The organism is Massilia sp. GCM10023247 (genome assembly GCF_042653325.1).
Lineage (GTDB): Bacteria > Pseudomonadota > Gammaproteobacteria > Burkholderiales > Burkholderiaceae_D > Telluria.
Map to the genome: position 1 here is coordinate 93,971 of NZ_JBHSIB010000022.1, position 17,037 is coordinate 111,007.

Annotated in this window: 16 protein-coding genes; 6 read left to right on the forward strand and 10 right to left on the reverse strand. The window is 67.6% G+C overall.

Annotation, left to right across the window (positions count from 1 at the left end):
- Window positions 1-72: 72 nt before the first annotated feature.
- From ACFPAH_RS17220 to ACFPAH_RS17240, 5 genes are all read right to left on the reverse strand, one after another.
- Entirely contained in the window at window positions 73-1,548 is a 1,476-nt protein-coding gene (locus ACFPAH_RS17220; RefSeq protein ID WP_379747743.1) for an efflux transporter outer membrane subunit, read from the reverse strand.
- Window positions 1,545-4,724, reverse strand: a complete 3,180-nt coding sequence (locus ACFPAH_RS17225; RefSeq protein ID WP_379747745.1) for an efflux RND transporter permease subunit — start codon at window positions 4,722-4,724, stop codon at window positions 1,545-1,547. Before ACFPAH_RS17225 ends, ACFPAH_RS17220 begins: the two co-directional genes overlap by 4 nt.
- A gap of 4 nt (window positions 4,725-4,728) precedes the next feature.
- Complete coding sequence (locus ACFPAH_RS17230; RefSeq protein ID WP_379747747.1) at window positions 4,729-5,916, reverse strand: efflux RND transporter periplasmic adaptor subunit; 1,188 nt, start codon at window positions 5,914-5,916, stop codon at window positions 4,729-4,731.
- Between the two features lie 150 nt (window positions 5,917-6,066).
- Window positions 6,067-6,948 carry an alpha/beta hydrolase gene (locus ACFPAH_RS17235; RefSeq protein ID WP_379747749.1) on the reverse strand — a complete coding sequence of 294 codons (882 nt, stop codon included), beginning with the start codon at window positions 6,946-6,948 and terminating at the stop codon, window positions 6,067-6,069.
- Window positions 6,945-7,127, reverse strand: a complete 183-nt coding sequence (locus ACFPAH_RS17240) for a hypothetical protein (RefSeq protein ID WP_379747751.1) — start codon at window positions 7,125-7,127, stop codon at window positions 6,945-6,947. Before ACFPAH_RS17240 ends, ACFPAH_RS17235 begins: the two co-directional genes overlap by 4 nt.
- 174 nt (window positions 7,128-7,301) lie before the next feature.
- Here ACFPAH_RS17240 and ACFPAH_RS17245 point away from each other — a divergent pair, with 174 nt between their 5' ends.
- From ACFPAH_RS17245 to ACFPAH_RS17270, 6 genes are all read left to right on the forward strand, one after another.
- Window positions 7,302-8,252 carry a LysR substrate-binding domain-containing protein gene (locus ACFPAH_RS17245; RefSeq protein WP_379747753.1) on the forward strand — a complete coding sequence of 317 codons (951 nt, stop codon included), beginning with the start codon at window positions 7,302-7,304 and terminating at the stop codon, window positions 8,250-8,252.
- Between the two features lie 55 nt (window positions 8,253-8,307).
- On the forward strand, window positions 8,308-8,754 hold the full coding sequence (locus tag ACFPAH_RS17250; protein ID WP_379747755.1) for a DUF962 domain-containing protein: 447 nt from the start codon (window positions 8,308-8,310) through the stop codon (window positions 8,752-8,754).
- A 102-nt stretch (window positions 8,755-8,856) separates the two neighbouring features.
- Window positions 8,857-9,303 carry a glycine zipper 2TM domain-containing protein gene (locus ACFPAH_RS17255; protein ID WP_379747757.1) on the forward strand — a complete coding sequence of 149 codons (447 nt, stop codon included), beginning with the start codon at window positions 8,857-8,859 and terminating at the stop codon, window positions 9,301-9,303.
- A 121-nt stretch (window positions 9,304-9,424) separates the two neighbouring features.
- Window positions 9,425-10,372, forward strand: a complete 948-nt coding sequence (locus ACFPAH_RS17260) for a DMT family transporter (protein ID WP_379747759.1) — start codon at window positions 9,425-9,427, stop codon at window positions 10,370-10,372.
- On the forward strand, window positions 10,369-10,866 hold the full coding sequence (locus ACFPAH_RS17265) for a GNAT family N-acetyltransferase (RefSeq protein WP_379747761.1): 498 nt from the start codon (window positions 10,369-10,371) through the stop codon (window positions 10,864-10,866). The genes ACFPAH_RS17260 and ACFPAH_RS17265 overlap by 4 nt, the downstream gene beginning before the upstream one ends.
- Before the next feature lie 322 nt (window positions 10,867-11,188).
- A complete protein-coding gene (locus ACFPAH_RS17270) occupies window positions 11,189-11,368 on the forward strand; it encodes a hypothetical protein (protein WP_379747763.1) in 180 nt (59 codons plus the stop codon).
- A gap of 88 nt (window positions 11,369-11,456) precedes the next feature.
- On the opposite strand, the gene hutI is transcribed toward ACFPAH_RS17270, so the two are convergent.
- From hutI to hutH, 5 genes are read right to left on the reverse strand one after another with little or no spacing between them, the layout of a single operon-like run.
- The gene (gene hutI, locus ACFPAH_RS17275; RefSeq protein ID WP_379747765.1) at window positions 11,457-12,701 is read right to left on the reverse strand and encodes an imidazolonepropionase; all 1,245 of its coding nucleotides are present in this window, start codon (window positions 12,699-12,701) and stop codon (window positions 11,457-11,459) included.
- Window positions 12,694-13,293 (reverse strand): HutD family protein, encoded by a 600-nt coding sequence (locus tag ACFPAH_RS17280; RefSeq protein ID WP_379747767.1) that lies wholly within the window; start codon window positions 13,291-13,293, stop codon window positions 12,694-12,696. Before ACFPAH_RS17280 ends, hutI begins: the two co-directional genes overlap by 8 nt.
- Complete coding sequence (locus ACFPAH_RS17285; RefSeq protein ID WP_379747769.1) at window positions 13,290-14,657, reverse strand: formimidoylglutamate deiminase; 1,368 nt, start codon at window positions 14,655-14,657, stop codon at window positions 13,290-13,292. The genes ACFPAH_RS17280 and ACFPAH_RS17285 overlap by 4 nt, the downstream gene beginning before the upstream one ends.
- Window positions 14,654-15,442: an N-formylglutamate deformylase gene (hutG, locus tag ACFPAH_RS17290; RefSeq protein ID WP_379747771.1), complete on the reverse strand. Its 789-nt coding sequence runs from the start codon at window positions 15,440-15,442 to the stop codon at window positions 14,654-14,656. Before hutG ends, ACFPAH_RS17285 begins: the two co-directional genes overlap by 4 nt.
- 23 nt (window positions 15,443-15,465) lie before the next feature.
- Window positions 15,466-17,016, reverse strand: coding sequence for a histidine ammonia-lyase (gene hutH / locus ACFPAH_RS17295; RefSeq protein ID WP_379747773.1), 1,551 nt, complete (start codon window positions 17,014-17,016; stop codon window positions 15,466-15,468).
- Window positions 17,017-17,037: the final 21 nt, after the last annotated feature.

Here is a 17,037-nt window from a genome sequence, read left to right on the forward strand (position 1 = left end):
CCGGGCGCTCCGGCCGCACGAAAAAAGCGGCGGCCGCCGCCGCGCGCCGCCGCACAGGAGACTGGTCGCCTGTCAGTTGCGTGCCAGGTCCTGCGATGGCGGCGCCTCCCAGCCGCCGCCGAGGGCACGGATCAGCGCCACCGTGGTCAGGGCGCGGTCGCCGCGCAGCTGGACCGCGCTGCGCTCGGCTGCCGCCAAATGACGCTGGGCGTCGAGCAGCTCGAGGTAGCTCGAGCGGCCGGCATCGTAGAGCTTGCGCGCCAGGTCGGCGGAGCGGCGCGCCGACAGGACGGCCTCGTCCAGCTGGGCGCCCTGCTCGGCCAGGATGCGCAGCCCGGCCAGGTTGTCCTCGACCTCGGCAAAGGCGCCCAGTACGCTCTGGCGGTAGGCGCCGACGGCCTCCTCCAGCGCCGCTTCGCTGCGCGCGACATTGGCCGCATTGCGCCCGCCGTCGACCAGTGGAAGGTTCAGCAGCGCCCCCAATACCCAGGACCGGCTGCTCCACTTGAACACCTCGGCCACCGTCCCGCCCACGCCGCCGCCCGCGGCGTTGATGTTCAGCGCCGGGAACATCGCCGCGCGCGCCACGCCGATGCGCGCGTTGGCCGCTTCCATCGCGCGTTGGGCGCCGGCGATGTCCGGCCGGCGCTCGAGCAGGGTCGAGGGCAGCCCGGCCGGAATGCGCGGCATGACGGCGTCCTCCGGCAGCGGCGCGGTGCCGGCGCTGAACTGCGACGCCGGGCTTCCCAGCAACACCGCCAGCGCATGTTCCGCCGTCGTGCGCCGGCGCTGCAGGCCGACTGCTTCGGCGCGGCTCGCGGCCAGCTCGGTCCTGGCGCGTGCCAGGTCGAATTCGCCGATGTCGCCGAGGTCGAAGCGGCGCTGGTTGACCGCGACGCTTTCCGCACGCAGGCGCACCGCCCGCTCCACGGTGTCGAGTTCGGCGTCGAGCGCGCGCAGCCGGAACCAGGTTTGCGCCACGTCCGCCTGCAGCGACAGCAGCACCGAGCGGTAGCTGGCCTCGACCGCCCCCGCATCCCGGCGCGCCGCCTGGACGCCGGCCGCCACGCGGCCGAACAGGTCGACCTCGTAGCTCGCGCTCAGGCTGGCCGTGTAGGTGCTGACCGGCGCCACGCCCGTCCCCGGCGGCAGGCCCGCCTCCCGTGCCGACGGCCGGGTACGCTGGGCGCCGGCGCCGAGTCCCAGTTGCGGACTGCGGTCCGCCTGTGCGATGCCGGCGATCGCCCTGGCCTGCCTGACGCGGGCGGCGGCCACCGCCAGGCTGGCATTGTTGCGCGTGGCCTCGGCCACCAGCGCGTTCAGGGCCGGGTCGCCGAAGGCCAGCCACCATTCGCCGCGCGGCTGCGCCTCGGCCGGGCGCGCCGGCTGCCAGCGGCTGCCGTCGGCGGCCGTGCGTACCGGGTCTTGCCCCTCCTTGAAGGCGGCCGGGACGTCGAGCTTCGGCTGCTGGAAGGCCGGGGCTGCGCAGGCGGACAGCAGCAGTGCGGCGAGGAGCGGCGCGATGCCGCTTGCAATCATCGTTTTCATTGCGGGACTCCTTCGGCGGCCACGGCGACTGGGCGCGCGGACGGTTTCTCGAAACGCTGCGCGAGGGTGCGCAGCAGGACATAGAACAGCGGGGTCAGGAACAGGCCGAAGAAGGTCACGCCCAGCATGCCCCCGAACACGGCCACGCCCATGGCCTGGCGCATCTCGGCGCCGGCGCCGCTCGAAAACACGAGGGGCACCACACCCATGATGAAGGCGATCGAGGTCATCAGGATAGGACGCAGGCGCAGGCGGCTCGCTTCCAGCGCGGCCTCGACCACGCTGCGGCCGTGGTGTTCCAGCTCGCGCGCAAACTCCACGATCAGGATCGCGTTCTTCGAGGCCAGGCCGACCAGCACGAACAGCGCGATCTGGGTGAACACGTTGTTGTCGCCGCCGGTGAGTTTTACGCCGGCCAGCGCGCACAGGATCGACATCGGCACGATCAGGATCACGGCCAGGGGCAGCGTCCAGCTTTCGTACTGGGCGGCCAGCACCAGGAACACCAGCAGCACGCACAGCGGGAAGACGTAGACCATCGTGTTCCCGGACAGGATGTCCTGGTAAGTCAGGTCGGTCCACTCGTACGCGATCCCCTTGGGCAGCGTGTCCTTCGCGATCTGCTCCATGATGGCCTGGGCCTGGCCCGAGGACACGCCCGCCGCCGGGCCGCCGTTCAGGTCGGCCGAGACATAGCCGTTATAGCGCTGCACCCGGTCCGGGCCGTAGCTGTCCTTCACCTGCATCAGGGACGACAGCGGGATCATCTCGCCTTTGCTGCTCCTCACCTTCAGCTGGGCGATCTGCTCCGGCTGCGAGCGGAACTGGGCGTCCGCCTGGACCCGCACCTGGTAGGTGCGGCCGAACTGGTTGAAGTCGTTCACATACAGCGAGCCGAGGTTGACCTGCAGCGTCTGGTAGATGGTGTGCAGCGGCACGCCGAGCTGCTTGGCCTTGACCCGGTCGACGTCCGCGAACAGCTGCGGCACGTTGATCTGGAAGCTGGAGAACACGCCCTGCAGGCGCGGGTCGCCCCAGGCCTTGGCCTGGATCGCCTGGGTTGCCTGGTAGAGCGCGTCGTAACCGAGGTTGCCGCGGTCTTCCAGCATCATCTTGAAGCCGCCGGTGGTGCCGAGACCGTTGACGGGCGGCGGCGGCAGCACCATCACGAAGGCGTCTTCGACCGCGCCCATGCGCTTGTTGATCTCGGCGGCAATCGCTTCGGCCGACTGCTCCTTGCCGCGCCGCTCGCCGAAGGGCTTGAGGGTGGTGAACACGATACCCGCGTTCGGCGCATTCGTAAAACCGTTGATCGACAGGCCGGGGAAGGCCACCGAGGAATCGACACCCGGGATTTCCTGGGCGATCGCCGACATCCTGCGGATCACGGCGTCGGTGCGGTCGAGCGAGGCAGCGTCGGGCAACTGGGCAAAGCCGATCAGGTAAGCCTTGTCCTGCTGCGGCACGAAGCCGGGCGGCACCGCCTTGAACATGACGACGGCACCGGCGCCAAGCAGCGCGTACACCGCCAGCGACAGCGTCTTGCGGCGCAGGACCGTCCTGACGCCGCCCTCGTAGCGATGCGAGGCGCGTCCGAAGAAGCGGTTGAAGGCGGCGAAGAAGCGGCCGAACACCGAGTCGATCATGCGCGTCAGGCGGTCCTTCGGCGCGTCGTGCCGCTGCAGCAGGGCGCTTGATAATGCCGGAGCCAGGGTCAGCGAGGCAAACGCCGAAATCACGGTGGAGATCGCAATCGTGAGCGCGAACTGGCGGTAGAACTGGCCGGTCAGGCCCGACACGAACGCGATCGGCACGAACACCGCGCACAGCACCAGGGCGATGGCGACGATCGGGCCACTGACCTCCTTCATGGCCTGGACCGTCGCGTCGTGCGGCGACAGGCCGTTGGCGATGTTGCGCTCGACGTTCTCGACCACGACGATGGCGTCATCGACCACGATGCCGATCGCCAGCACCAGGCCGAACAGGGATAGCGTATTGATCGAGAAGCCGAACATCAGCATCACGGCGAAGGTGCCGACCACCGACACCGGCACCGCCAGCAGCGGAATGAGCGAGGCGCGCCAGCTTTGCAGGAACACGATCACCACCAGGGCGACCAGCACGATGGCCTCCAGCAGGGTGCGGATGACGGAGTCGATCGACTCGCGCACGAATTGGGTCGGGTCGTACACAATGCTGTATTCGACGCCTTCCGGGAAATCTTTCGACAGCGCGTCCATCGTCGCACGTACGTCGGTCGAGAGCTGCAATGCGTTGGCATTGGGCGCCTCGAAGATCGGGATCGCGACCGCGGACTTGTTGTTCAGGAGCGAACGCAGCGCATAGGAATTCGAGCCCATCTCCAGGCGCGCCACATCCTTCAGCAGCGTGGTGGCACCGTCCTCGCCGGTCTTGACGATGATCTGGCCGAACTCCTCGACCGTTTGCAGGCGGCCCTGGGTATTCACCGTCAGCTGGAACTCGGCGCCTTTCGCCGGTCCCTGGCCGATCACGCCGGCCGCCACCTGCACGTTCTGCTCGCGGATCGCATCGACCACGTCGCCCGCCGTCAGGCCGCGCGCGGCGACCTTCTGCGGGTCGAGCCAGACGCGCATCGCATAGTCGCCCGAACCGAACAGCTGCACTTCACCCATGCCGTCGATGCGCGCCAGCCGGTCCTTGATGTTCAACGTGGCGTAATTGCGCAGGTAAAGGTCGTCGTAGCGGCCGTCGGGCGAGCGCAGGTGCACCACCATGGTGAGATTCGGCGAGCTCTTGACGGTGGTGACGCCGATCTGGCGCACCTCTTCGGGCAGGCGCGGCAGCGCGCGCTGGACGCGGTTCTGCACCTGCGACTCGGCCTGTTCGATATCGGTGCCGATGGCGAAGGTCAGCGTCAGCATCAGGGCCCCGTCCGAGGTGTTTTGCGAGGACATGTAGAGCATGTTCTCGACGCCGTTGATTTGCTCCTCGAGGGGCGCGGCCACCGTCTCGGCGATGATCTTCGGATTGGCGCCCGGGTACTGGGCGCGCACCACCACCGAGGGCGGCACCACGTCCGGGTATTCGGACACCGGCAGCTGGAAGATCGAGATCAGGCCGCCGACGAACACCAGCACCGAGAGCACTGCCGCGAAAATCGGCTTGTCGACAAAGAAGCGGGAAATGTTCATCGCATTACTCCTTGGCGCCGGTTGCCGCAGCGAGGGCCAGCGCCGGCTGCCCTTCCATCGGCACCATGCGCGGCGCCAGCGGCTCGCCCGGGCGCACGCGCTGCAGGCCGTTGACGACGATCTTCTCCCCCGCCTTCAGCCCCGAGCGCACTACGCGCAGCCCATCGATGACCGGGCCGAGCGCCACCTGCCGGTATTCGGCCTTGTTGGCGGCATCGACGACGACCACGAACTTGCGGCTCTGGTCGGTGCTGACCGCGCGGTCGCTGATCAGGACCGCCTGGCGGCTGTCGGCGGCGCCCAGCTGGACACGCGCGAACAGGCCCGGCACCAGGCTGCGCCCGCGGTTCTCGAACACGGCGCGCATGCGCACGCTGCCGGTGCCGGCGTCGAGCCGGTTGTCGACGAATTCGAGCCGGCCTTCATGCGGGAAGCCCGCTTCGTTGGCCAGGCCCACGCGGACAGTCACCGGGGCGCCCTGCTGGGCACGCGCGCCGACGCGCAGGTAGGTCTCCTCGTCGCCGTCGAAGCTGGCGTAGATGCGATCGAGCGACACGACCGTGGTCAGCACGGCGCTCGGGTCGACCAGGTTGCCGAGCGTGATCTCGGCCTTCGAGACGCGCCCGTCGATCGGCGACACCACGCGGGTATCGGCCAGGTTCAGGCGTGCCGACTCATACTGGGCCTGGGCGGCGTTGGCGTTGGCTTCGAGTTCCTTCTGGGCCGAGAGCGCCTCGTCGAACTCGCGTTTCGCGATCGCTTTGTCGGCCAGCAGGCTCTCGGCGCGCGCCAGTTCGCGCCGCGCCAGCTCCAGCTTGGCCCGCGCCGACGCAGCGGCGGCCGCGGCGCGCGTCGCCTCGGCCTGGTAAGGACGCGGATCGACCACGAACAGGACGTCGCCCTTTTTGACTTCGCTGCCCGGCTTGAAGTTGACGGCGGTGATGAAGCCGCTCACCCGCGAACGGATCTCGACCTGCTCGACCGCTTCCAGCCGGCCCGAGAATTCCTGGGTTTCGGCGACCGGCTTTTCCAGCACCAGGGCGGCCGAAACGGGCGGTGCGGCAGGCGTGGTGGCGGCCGCCTTGCCGGTGGCATCGCTGCAGCCGGACAGGGCGGCGGCGAGCAGGCCGGCGCTGGCCAGCGCTGCCGCGAGTGGCCGCACGATGGCGGCGAATGGGCGATGGTTTCTCATGTTGGATTCCTTTTCTTGTAAGAATGTTAATCAATCGGCGACACCCGTCCCGCCCGGCGACGAATCGCGGGAAAAAGGGGGCTCGCCGCGCCTGTTTTTGGCGCGTGTCCTGGTCAATCGGTGATGGGAAAAGCGAAGAGAGGTGCTGACTTAGCCGGGCGGGGCCTCCTGCCCGCCGAGGCTTGCGATGAAGGCGGCGATTTCGACCAGCGCCGGCGCTTCGCAGGCGCATTCGTTGCGGTCTCCGGCCTGCTGCGGCGCCGGCAACAGGCGGCGCACGGTCGCCTCGACCCCGAAGCTCGCCAGCTTGGCGCCGTAGGCTTCCGCCTCGTCACGTAGCGGATCGTCCTCGGCCGACAGGATCAGGGCCGGCGGCAGGTTCTTCAACCGGCTCGACTGCAGCGGCGAGGCATACGGATGCGTGCGGTCGGCCGCGTTCGGCAGGTAGCCGCGGTAGGCGGCGGCGCAGCCGTCGGCCAGCTGCTCCTGGTCGCGGCACTGCGGCATTTCGCGCATCGAGCAGGTCGACAGGCCGGGGTCGAGCATCGGCATCAGGAGGATCTGGCCGGCCAGCCTGGGAGCGCCGCGGTCGCGCGACATCAGCGCGCAGACGGCGGCCAGGTTGGCGCCGGCCTCGATGCCGGCCACCAGCATGCGCTTGCCGTTCCAGCCGAGTTTGGTCTTGTTCTTTTTCGCCCACAGCAGCACGGCGTGGGCATCCTCGACCGCCGCCGGGAAGGGGCGCACGGTGGCGAGCGTGTAGTTGGAAGCCAGGACGACCTGCGAGCCGCTGGCATGGGCCAGGTGGCGCAGGAAGCCGTCGGCGTCGTCCAGGTCGCCACCGACGAAGCCGCCGCCGTGGAAGAAGACGATCAGGGTGTCGCGCTTGCTGGAGGCAGCGGCGGGAGCGCCGGCTGCGTACAGGCGCGCTTTGAGAGGTCCCTGCTCGCCGCCCACTTCGAGTTCGCGTACGCGCACGTCGTCGGCGCCAGGGGCCAGGGATGCGGTGACATTGTCGCGTGGCGCATTCATCGTGCCGCCTCCGGTGCCGCGGCCATCAGCGTGACCGGCTCGGCGCACACCGCCTGCGCCACGACCGTCGACAGCGCATGCACGCCGCGCGCCTCGGCGCCGGCCGCCTGCGCATAGGCGCCGCTGCCGATCAGGCCGGCCATTGCCAGCGCGCCGACAGCGCATACGATCGTTGCCACAAAGGTTTCCCGCGTTTTCATTTCCTGCTCCTGCCCGGTTATGTGGTTTGCTACTCCAGTACCAGCATCATAGACATGGACTACAATCTGATAAAGACGTCAATTTTGAATTGATTGTTCGGGAATCGCGAACAATAAGCAAAAAACAGTCAAAATCTGAACCGGCCAGGAAAAATGAACAAGCTGCAGGCAATGGAAGTGTTCGTACAGGTGGTCGATACCGGCAGCTTTACGCGCGCCGCCGAGATGCTCGGCCTGCCCAAGGCGACCGTCTCGACCCTGGTGCAGGCGCTCGAAGGCGCGCTCTCTGCCAAGCTCCTGCACCGCACGACGCGCCAGGTTACCGTGACCTCGGACGGCGCCGCCTATTACGAGCGCTGCATCCGCATCCTGTCGGACGTGCGCGACGCCGAGGAATCGCTGTCGCGCATGCGCGTCAACCCGAGCGGGCGCCTGCGGGTGGACACGCCGACCGGCCTGTCGAGCGAAATCCTGGTGCCGGCCCTGCCCGCCTTTTTCGAACGCTACCCCGACATCACGCTCGAACTCGGCAGCACCGACCGCCCCGTCGACCTGGTCGAGGAAGGCGTCGATTGCGCGGTGCGCGGCGGAGCCTTGTTCGACACCAGCCTGATCGCGCGGCGGGTCGGCGTCATCAACTTCGTCACGGCGGCGGCCCCTTCCTACCTGGCGCGCCACGGCGTCCCGCAGCATCCGCACGACCTGGCGCGCCACCGCTGCGTCAATTATTTCTCGGCCAAGACGGGCAGGATCTCCAACTGGGACTTCAACCGCGGCGACGAGCGGATCGAGGTGCCGCTGCCCGGCGTGATCGCCCTGAACGATTCGAACGCCTACGTGCAGGCCGGGCTTGCCGGGCTCGGGATCATCCAGATGACCGACTACCTCCTGATGCGCCACGTCGAGGAGGGCCGCATCGTGCGGGTACTGCCGGAGTGGGTCAGCGACCCGATGCCCGTGCACATCGTCTACCCCCAGAACCGCCACATGTCGGCCAAGGTGCGCGTGTTCGTCGAGTGGGTTTCGGAGCTGTTCGCCAACCATCCGCAGATGCGCCTGGGCGCGCGCACGGCTCCTGTGCCGCAGCCGGCCGAGGCGGCCTGAAAGCGCCGACGCCGGTGTAGAATCGGCGGCATAACAATCCCGGCCGGAGACATCCATGGACCAGAGCGCACAGCCGCGCAATATCGACACCCTGCTCGAGCAATACAGCGAAAGCCACCGCAACCCGACCAACGAACTGTTTCACTTCGTGTGCGTGCCGCTGATCGTGTTCTCGCTGCTGGGCATCCTGTGGGCAATCCACCCGGTGGTGGCGCTGGCCGCGGTGCTGGGCGCGCTGTGGTACTACCTCCAGCTGTCCAAGCCTTTCGCTTACGGCATGCTGGCGATGTCGGCCCTCATGCTGGCCATTCTCGCGCTGATGCCGCCGATGACGGTGCTGCCGCTGTCGATCGCCGTGTTCGTGGTGGCCTGGATCGGCCAGTTCATCGGCCACAAGATCGAGGGCAAGAAGCCGTCCTTTCTGGAGGACCTGCGCTTTCTGCTGATCGGCCCGCTGTTCGTGCTGGGCTTCCTGTACCGCCGCCTGAACCTGGCCTACTGAGTGGCTTACTGAGCAGCACTGTTGCGGGCGCGGACCTGTGCGGCGCCGCCTGCCTGGGAAGCGTAAGCTTCGAGGAAACGCATTGCGCTTCCGGAGAAAGCCATGAAAGCTACCTTCCCCCTCATCTGCGCGGCCTTGCTGGCCGGCTGCGCCACCACGCCGCCCTCGGGCAGCGTCTACCGCGCCTATCAGACCCAGAACGAACAGGTCGTGCGTACCGGCACGGTCGAATCGGTACGCAACGTCACCATCGCCAATCCGGAATCGGGCGTGGGCACCATGGGCGGCGCCGCGCTGGGCGGCCTGGCGGGATCGAACGTCGGCCGGGGCAACGGTTCGGCCGCGATGGGCATCGTCGGCGCCATTGCCGGCGGCCTGCTCGGCCAGCGCGTCGAGGCCAGCGCCAACAACCGCCCCGGTTTCGAGATCACCGTCAAACTCGACAGCGGCGAGCTGCGCGCCGTGACCCAGGCGGCGGACGAACTGTTCCGCCCCGGAGAGCGCGTGCGCCTGGTGAGCAACGGTTACCAGACGCGCGTGACGCACTAAGGCCAGGCGCGTGGACGGGACGCAACACCAAGGCGCATGCACGTGCTGCCGGGCCCGATTTATCTAACTGGGCAGCAACTTATGGATAACGGGCAAGGTGGAAAGCACGTATACTTCCGCGATGCCTACATCCGTCCTGTTCATCATCGCCTCGCTCATCTGGGGCTCGACCTTCTGGGCCATCACCTTGCAGTTGGGCGAAGTGCCTCCATCCGTTTCCGTCGTCTACCGATTTGCGCTGGCCTCGGCCACCCTGTTTGCGATCTGCATGATGCGCGGCTTTAAGCTGCAATTGCCCTGGCGCACACAGAAATGGTTGATGCTGCAGGGCGTGGCAACTTTCGGCCTGTCGTATATCTGCACCTACCAGGCGGAAGAAGTCGTGGTATCCGGGCTGGTCGCCGTCCTGTTCGCGCTGATGGTGTTCTGGACGCCCTTGTTGGGACGCATTTTTTACGGTACGCCGATCGCGCCGCGCACCTGGAGCGCCGGCGCGGTTGCCACCGGCGGCGTCGCCCTGCTGTTCTACCATTCGATCGGCGCCGCCTGGCGCGACATGCAGGTTGGGGGCAGCGGCCACTTCCTGCTGGGCGTGCTGCTGGCGCTGGTCGCCACGATTGCCAGCTCGGCCGGCAGCATCGTCGTCGGCAAGGTGCGCGCCCAGTCCAGCAACGTGATGCTGACCACGGCCTGGTCGATGCTCTGGGGCACCCTGCTGGTCGCGCTGTATGTGGTCCTGACCGGCCAGCGCTTCGTTGCGCCGCCTTCGCTCACCTATACCCTGGGTCTACTCTACCTGTCCCTGTTCGGCTCGGTCATCGCCTTCCTCGCCTATTTCACGCTGATCAACCGGATCGGGCCGCAGAAGGCCGTCTACATCGGCGTCATCACGCCGGTGCTGTCGGTGCTGCTGTCGATCCGGCTGGAACACTACCGCCCCGGCGCCGTCGAGTTCCTGGGCATGATCCTGTGCCTGGCCAGCGTGGCCTGGGCCCTGCGCGCGCCCGCCGCCAAACCGGTACACTCCCCTTCCCTGAACAACGCGCACAACGCCATCGAAACCCCATGACCGCTGTCACCCATTTTTCCATCCGCCCTGCCGAACCGGCCGACGTCTCCCACATCCACTCGATGATCGTCGAGCTGGCCGTGTTCGAAAAGCTCGAACACATGGTTGTCGCCACCGAAGAGCTGCTGCACGAGGGCCTGTTCGGCCCCCGTCCGGCCTGCGAAGCGATCGTCGGCGAGGAAAACGGCGAGGTCGTCGCGTTCGCCCTGTTCTTCCATAATTTCTCGACCTTCCTCACCAAGAAGGGCCTGTACCTGGAAGACCTGTACGTGCGCCAATCCCACCGCGGCAAGGGTTACGGCACCCAGCTGCTGTCGCGCCTGGCGCAGATTGCGGTCGAGCGCAATTGCGGCCGCTTCGAGTGGTCGGTGCTGGACTGGAACGAGCCGGCCATCGGCTTCTACCAGACCATGGGCGCCGAGATCCTGCCCGAATGGCGCATCTGCCGCGTGACCGGCGAATCGCTGGCCCACCTGGCGCGCCGCGCTGCTTAATAGAAATTAAAAGCAGCAATCTCCCGACGCACAAGAAAAAACCCACGGGACCGTGAGGTGCCGTGGGCGAACCCATTTTTTAGAATGGGGAGGGGAGACTGGAAATCAACGATTTCACTATAGCCGGGTGAGCTCGTCGGAAGTGGTTGTTCTTACAATTGCTTACCTCTCTTACGGATTCTCTGATACCTATAATTACCGAGCTGGAGATGGGCGACTTGAGCATTGTCAAGGGTTGAAGCGCGCTGCCGCACGATTGAGTTATCACAACTACAACGACCGACCCGCAACGAGAATGTGCTCTTCGCATAAGGAAGAGACCATGAGATTGCTCCTGAAATCGCTTGCCAGGCAGCTCTATAAAGCCTGGCTGCGCTCCCGCCTCGACAACTACACGCGCAGCCTGCACGCCATCGCGGCCCAGCGCGAAAACGATTTCCATGCCGAGCGCCTGCTGCACCGGGCAGTGTCGGCCACGCGCTCGAAGCTGCAGTCGCTGTGATAAGACCACAAGGCGCATGCTTGGGGCAGCAGCAAGGAAAGCGCAGTGACAAAGCCCCAGGCCGTATCTGATCCGGCCGCCTGCCCGCTTAGAAGCCGGCAGGCAAGCCGATATCGCGCTCACGCATCACGCCGCCGTTGACGACCGCCTGGCAGGGATTGAAACCGATCGCATAGGCCAGTTCTGCCGGGCGAGCAATATCCCAAAGGGCGAAATCGGCACGCTTGCCGACTTCCAGGGTGCCGACCTCGCTATGCAGGCCGAGCGCGCGCGCCGCGTGCACGGTGGCGCCCTGCAGCGCTTCGCGCGGCGTCAGGCGCCACAGGGTGCAGGCCATGTTCATCGCCAGCAGCAAGGAAGTCAGCGGCGAGGTGCCGGGGTTGCAGTCGGTGGCAATCGCCATCGGCACGCCGGCCGCGCGCAGCGCCGCGAGCGGCGGCGCCTTGGTCTCGCGCAAAAAATAATAGGCGCCCGGCAGCAGGACGGCGACTGTTCCGGCCTCGGCCATGGCGGCAATGCCGGCCCCGTTCAGGTGCTCGAGGTGGTCGGCCGACAGGCCGCGGTAGCGCGCCACCAGTTCCGCGCCGCGCTGCTCGGACAGCTGTTCGGCATGCAGTTTCACCGGCAGGCCGAGCTTGCCGGCGGCGGCGAACACGCGTTCGGTCTGGTCGTAGGTAAAACCGATGTGTTCGCAAAAAGCGTCGACCGCGTCGACCAGTTTTTCCTTGACCAGCAGCGGCAGCATGCGCTCGGCCACCTCGGCGATGTAGTCGTCGGGACGGCCCGTGAATTCGGGCGGCAGCGCGTGCGCCCCGAGGAAGGTAGTGCGCACCCGCACCGGCAGCAATTCTCCCATGCGGCGCGCGGCGCGCAGCAGGTTCGCTTCGCCCTGGAGGTTCAGCCCGTAGCCGGATTTGATCTCGAGCGTGGTGACGCCCTCGGCCAGCAGTTGCGAGACGCGCGGCGCGCTTTCGCGCAGCAGGTCTTCCACCGTCGCGGCGCGGGTGGCGCGCACGGTCGACATGATGCCGCCGCCGTTACGCGCGATGTCCTCGTAGCTCGCCCCTTCCAGGCGCGCTTCCCACTCGTCGCTGCGGTTGCCGGCGTGGACGATGTGGGTGTGGCAGTCGATCAGGCCGGGCGTCATCCAGGCGCCGTCGCAGTCGTGGATGACGGCGGCACGCGGCGCCTCGCGCCGCGCGCCGATCCAGGCGATGCGGCCATTGTGCACGGCGATCGCGCCGTCCTTGATCTCGCCGTAGCCTTCGGCCATCGTGGCCAGGTTCACGTTCGCAAACACCGCGTCGAAGCGCGGGCCGTGGCGCTCACTCATCTTCTTCTTCCTCGCTGTGGTAGAAAATGTCGACAATGAAGATCACTGCCTGGGTGGTCTCGAGCGACCACACCGTGCCCGGATCGAACATCACGGCATCGAAGCGCACCATGTTGATGCGCTCGGCATCGCTGGCGATTTCCAGGCCCTCTCCCTCGGCCAGGAACATGATGGTCAGGTCGGCGCGCGCCACGAAGGTCGACTTGCCGGCCAGGCGCCGGCGTCCGAACTGATGGTAACAGCGTTCGCTGCGGGTCATGACATTGAAATCGGTGGTCGGGCCGCGATTGAGCCTGGCCACCACTTCCGAGTCGCCATCGAAGGCCAGCACCGGCCCGCTCTCGCAGATGATGACGCGCTCGCTGCCGTCGATGTCGAGCGTCATGCCGTGGCCGTCGACCAGGGCCAGCGTGCGGTCGACGCCCGGAAAGCGCGAGAACGGTCCGTCCTCGGCAATCGTGGCCAGGCTGACGCGCCAGTCGAAGTCGTCGAAACCGGCCTCCGGCGGACCGATCGCAATCGTGGTGGTGCTGCCGCCACCGTTTTTCCACGGCAGCGCCGACAGCCCTGCGAACGGAATCAGAATGTTCATGCTTGTACCTCGCGCAACTGGTTAATGGCTTCCCGGTAGCGGCGCGCGATCGCTTCCTGCGCCATGTGGCGTCCGCCCTGCACGACCCAGCGTCCGCCGGCCAGCACGTCGCGCACCAGGTTGTCGTTACCGCAGAAGACCAGGCGCCCGAGCACATCGGTCTCGAGCGCGCCATCCAGGTTCGGGTGCGCGCTGTCGAGTACCAGCAGGTCGGCACGGCGCCCTGCCGCCAGCGCGCCGACCGGCCGTCCGGTCGCCTGCGCGCCACCGGATAGCGCATCCTGCCACAGGTTCAAGCCGACGTCGCGCCGCGCTGGGGTCGCGGCGACGTTGCGGCTGCCGCGCACCAGGCGCTGGCCGTACTCGAGCCAGCGCAATTCTTCGACCGGGCTCTGCGAGACATGACTGTCGCTGCCGATGCCGAAGCGGCCGCCCGCGGCAAGGTAGGCGGGCAAGGGAAACAAGCCGTCGCCCAGGTTGGCCTCGGTGGTCGGGCACAGGCCGGCCACGGCGCCGCTGCCGGCCAGCGCCAGGATTTCCTCATCGCTCAAGTGGGTCGCATGGACCAGGCACCAGCGCGCATCGACGTTCACATGCTCGAACAGGTACTCGACCGGACGGCGACCCGAAAACTCGATGCTCTGCCTGACCTCGCCCGGCTGCTCGGCGATATGGATGTGCAGCGGCCGCGCGGCGGGCAGCGCCTGCGCCAGTTCGCGGATCTGTTCGATGCCTGCCGCGCGCAGCGAATGGGGCGCCGCCCCGACCTCGAGCTGGCCGCCGCGCAGCGGCGCGAGGCTTTCCACGATGCGCAGCACGTCGTCGACATCGGTGCGAAAGCGCGCCTGCCCGGGCGTCAGGGGCTGGTCGCCGAAGCCGCTGTGGCTGTACAGCACAGGCAGCAGGGTCAACCCCATGCCGCTGTGCTGGCCGGCGGCGGCGATGCGCTCGGCCATCTCGGCCGGGCGCGCGTAGAAGGCGCCTTGCGGGTCGCGCTGGATATAGTGGAACTCGCACAGCGAGGTATAGCCGTGGCGCAGGCATTCGGCGAACAGCTGGGCCGCGATGGCTTCGAGCTGTTCGGGGGTGATGTTGGCCGCGAAGCGGTACATCAGGTCGCGCCAGGTCCAGAAGCTGTCGGGGCCGTCCCCCGCCCTTTCGGTCAAACCGCCGAGCGCGCGCTGGAAGGCGTGCGAATGCAGGTTGGCCATGCCCGGCACCACATAGTCGGCGCGCGCGACGCCGATCGGCGGGCGCGCGTGGGCCTGGACGCGGGTGAGGTTGCCGCGCCCGTCCCATTCGATCAGGACGTCGCCCTGCCAACCATCGGGCAGCAAGGCGTGCCGTGCGAACAGGGCATTCATGCGCGCACCCAGTCGAGCGCGGCCTGCACCATGTCGCCGAGCAGCGGCTGCACCTCGGCCGCGACCTCGGGACGGTAGGCAAACGGCGGCGCCTCCTCCATGTACAGGCACTGGCACATCTCGAGCTGGATCGCGTGCACGCCCTCGCGCGGCTGGCCGTAGAAGCGCGTGATGTGGCCGCCCTTGAAGCGGCCGTTGACGGCAATCGAAAACCGGTCCTGGGCGCGGGCCACGCCGACCACGGCGTTTTCCAGGCCGGGATCGCAGGATTGACCCTCGGCCGTCCCGAAATTCAGGTCCGGCAGGCGGCCCTCGAAAAAGCGCGGCACCCGGGAGGCGATCGAGTGCGCATCCCACAGCACGACCCGCCCGTGCAGCGCCAGCAGGCGCGCCAGTTCCGCACGCAGCTGGTTATGGTAGGGCTGCCAGTAGCGCTCCAGGCGGCGCGCCACCTCGGCCTGGTCGGGCACGCGGCCCTCCTGGTACAGGCTTTCGCGGCCGAAGGTGTCGAGCGGGCACAGGCCGGTGGTGTCCATGCCCGGGTACAGGTTGGTGTTCTCCGGCGGCCGGTTCAGGTCGATGACATAGCGCGACCAGCGCGCCGCCAGGGTCGAGATGCCGAGCCGGTCCGCGCACTCGTACAGCTCGGCCAGGTGCCAGTCGGTGTCGGCTTTCGCCAGCGCGCAGGGCGCCATGTGCGCGGCCACCTCGTCGGGAATGTCGGTGCCCACGTGCGGCATCGACAGCAGCATCGGGGCGTCACCTGCCTTGAACCGGAAATCCATTGCCTGCTCCTACGCTTGTTGAGTTAAGGATGCAATACTGCGAACAACTCTTTACAGGAAGCTGACAGCTCGCCCTTGACCACCATCAGGCGGGCCGCTTCGATGTCGGGAGCAAAGAAACGGTCCGCGTCGAAGGGCGCCACGCGCTCGCGCAACTGGGCGTGAACGTGCTCCAGGTGCCTTGATGTCGCCAGCGGACGGTGGAACTCGATCCCCTGCCCCGCCGCCAACAGCTCGATCCCGACAATAACCGCCGTATTGTGCGCCATCTGGTCGAGACGGCGCGCCGCGAAGGTCGCCATGCTGACGTGGTCCTCCTGGTTGGCCGAGGTCGGCAGGCTGTCGACGCTGGCCGGATGGGCCAGCGACTTGTTCTCCGAGGCCAGCGCGGCGGCCGTCACGTGGGCGATCATGAAGCCGGAATTGAGGCCCGGCTCGCGCACCAAAAAGGCCGGCAGGCCGGACAAATTCGCATCGATCAGGAGCGCGATGCGGCGTTCCGACAGCGCGCCGATCTCGGCGATGGCGAGGGCCAGCGTGTCCGCGGCAAAGGCGACCGGCTCGGCGTGGAAGTTGCCGCCCGAAACGATGGCGCCGTCGTCCGGGAACAGCAATGGGTTGTCGGTCACGGCATTCGCTTCGATCAGCAGCGTGCGGCCGGCATTCGCGACCAGGTCCATCACGGCGCCCATCACCTGCGGCTGGCAGCGCAGGCTGTACGGGTCCTGGACGCGCTCGTCGCCGACCAGGTGCGAGGCGCGGATCGCGCTGCCCTTGACCAGTTCGCGGTAGATGGCGGCGGCGGCGATCTGGCCCGGCTGGCCGCGCACCGCGTGGATGCGGGCATCGAACGGGGCGTCGCTGCCGCGCGCGGCGTCCACCGACAGGGCGCCGGTGACCATCGCCGCTTCCACCAGGCGCTCGGCCATGAACAGGCCATGCAGGGCGAGTGCGGTCGACACTTGCGTGCCGTTGATCAGCGCCAGGCCCTCTTTCGCGGCCAGCGTCACCGGCGCGATCCCGGCAGCGGCCAGCGCCGCGCTGGCCTCCATCAGCTCACCCTTGAAGCGTACCGGGCCGACGCCCATGATCGCCAGCGTCATGTGCGCCAGCGGCGCCAGGTCGCCCGAGGCGCCGACCGAACCCTGGGCCGGGATGGCCGGCATGATGCCGGCGTTATAGATGGCGACCAAGGTGTCGATGATCAGCGGGCGCACGCCGGAATAGCCGCGCGCCAGGCTGCCGATCTTCGTCAACAGGATCAGCCGCACAACGGCGTCGGAAATGAGCTCGCCGGTGCCGACCGCGTGCGACAGGATCAGGTTGCGCTGGAGTTGCTCGAGCTGGTCGTTCGGGATGTGGGCCTTGGCCAGGATGCCGAAACCGGTGTTGATGCCATAGGCCGGGTCGCCCTTGTCCACGATGGTTTTAACCAGTGCGGCCGACTGTGCAATCGGCGCCGCCGCTTCGCTTGACAAGGCAATCGGGAAGTGGGCGGCCCAGGCCGCGCGCAGGTCGGCCAGCGTCAAGGCGCCGGGTTGCAGGGTCCAGCCGTGGTGCGATTCGTTTTTCATATTCGTTACAACCTTCGTGAA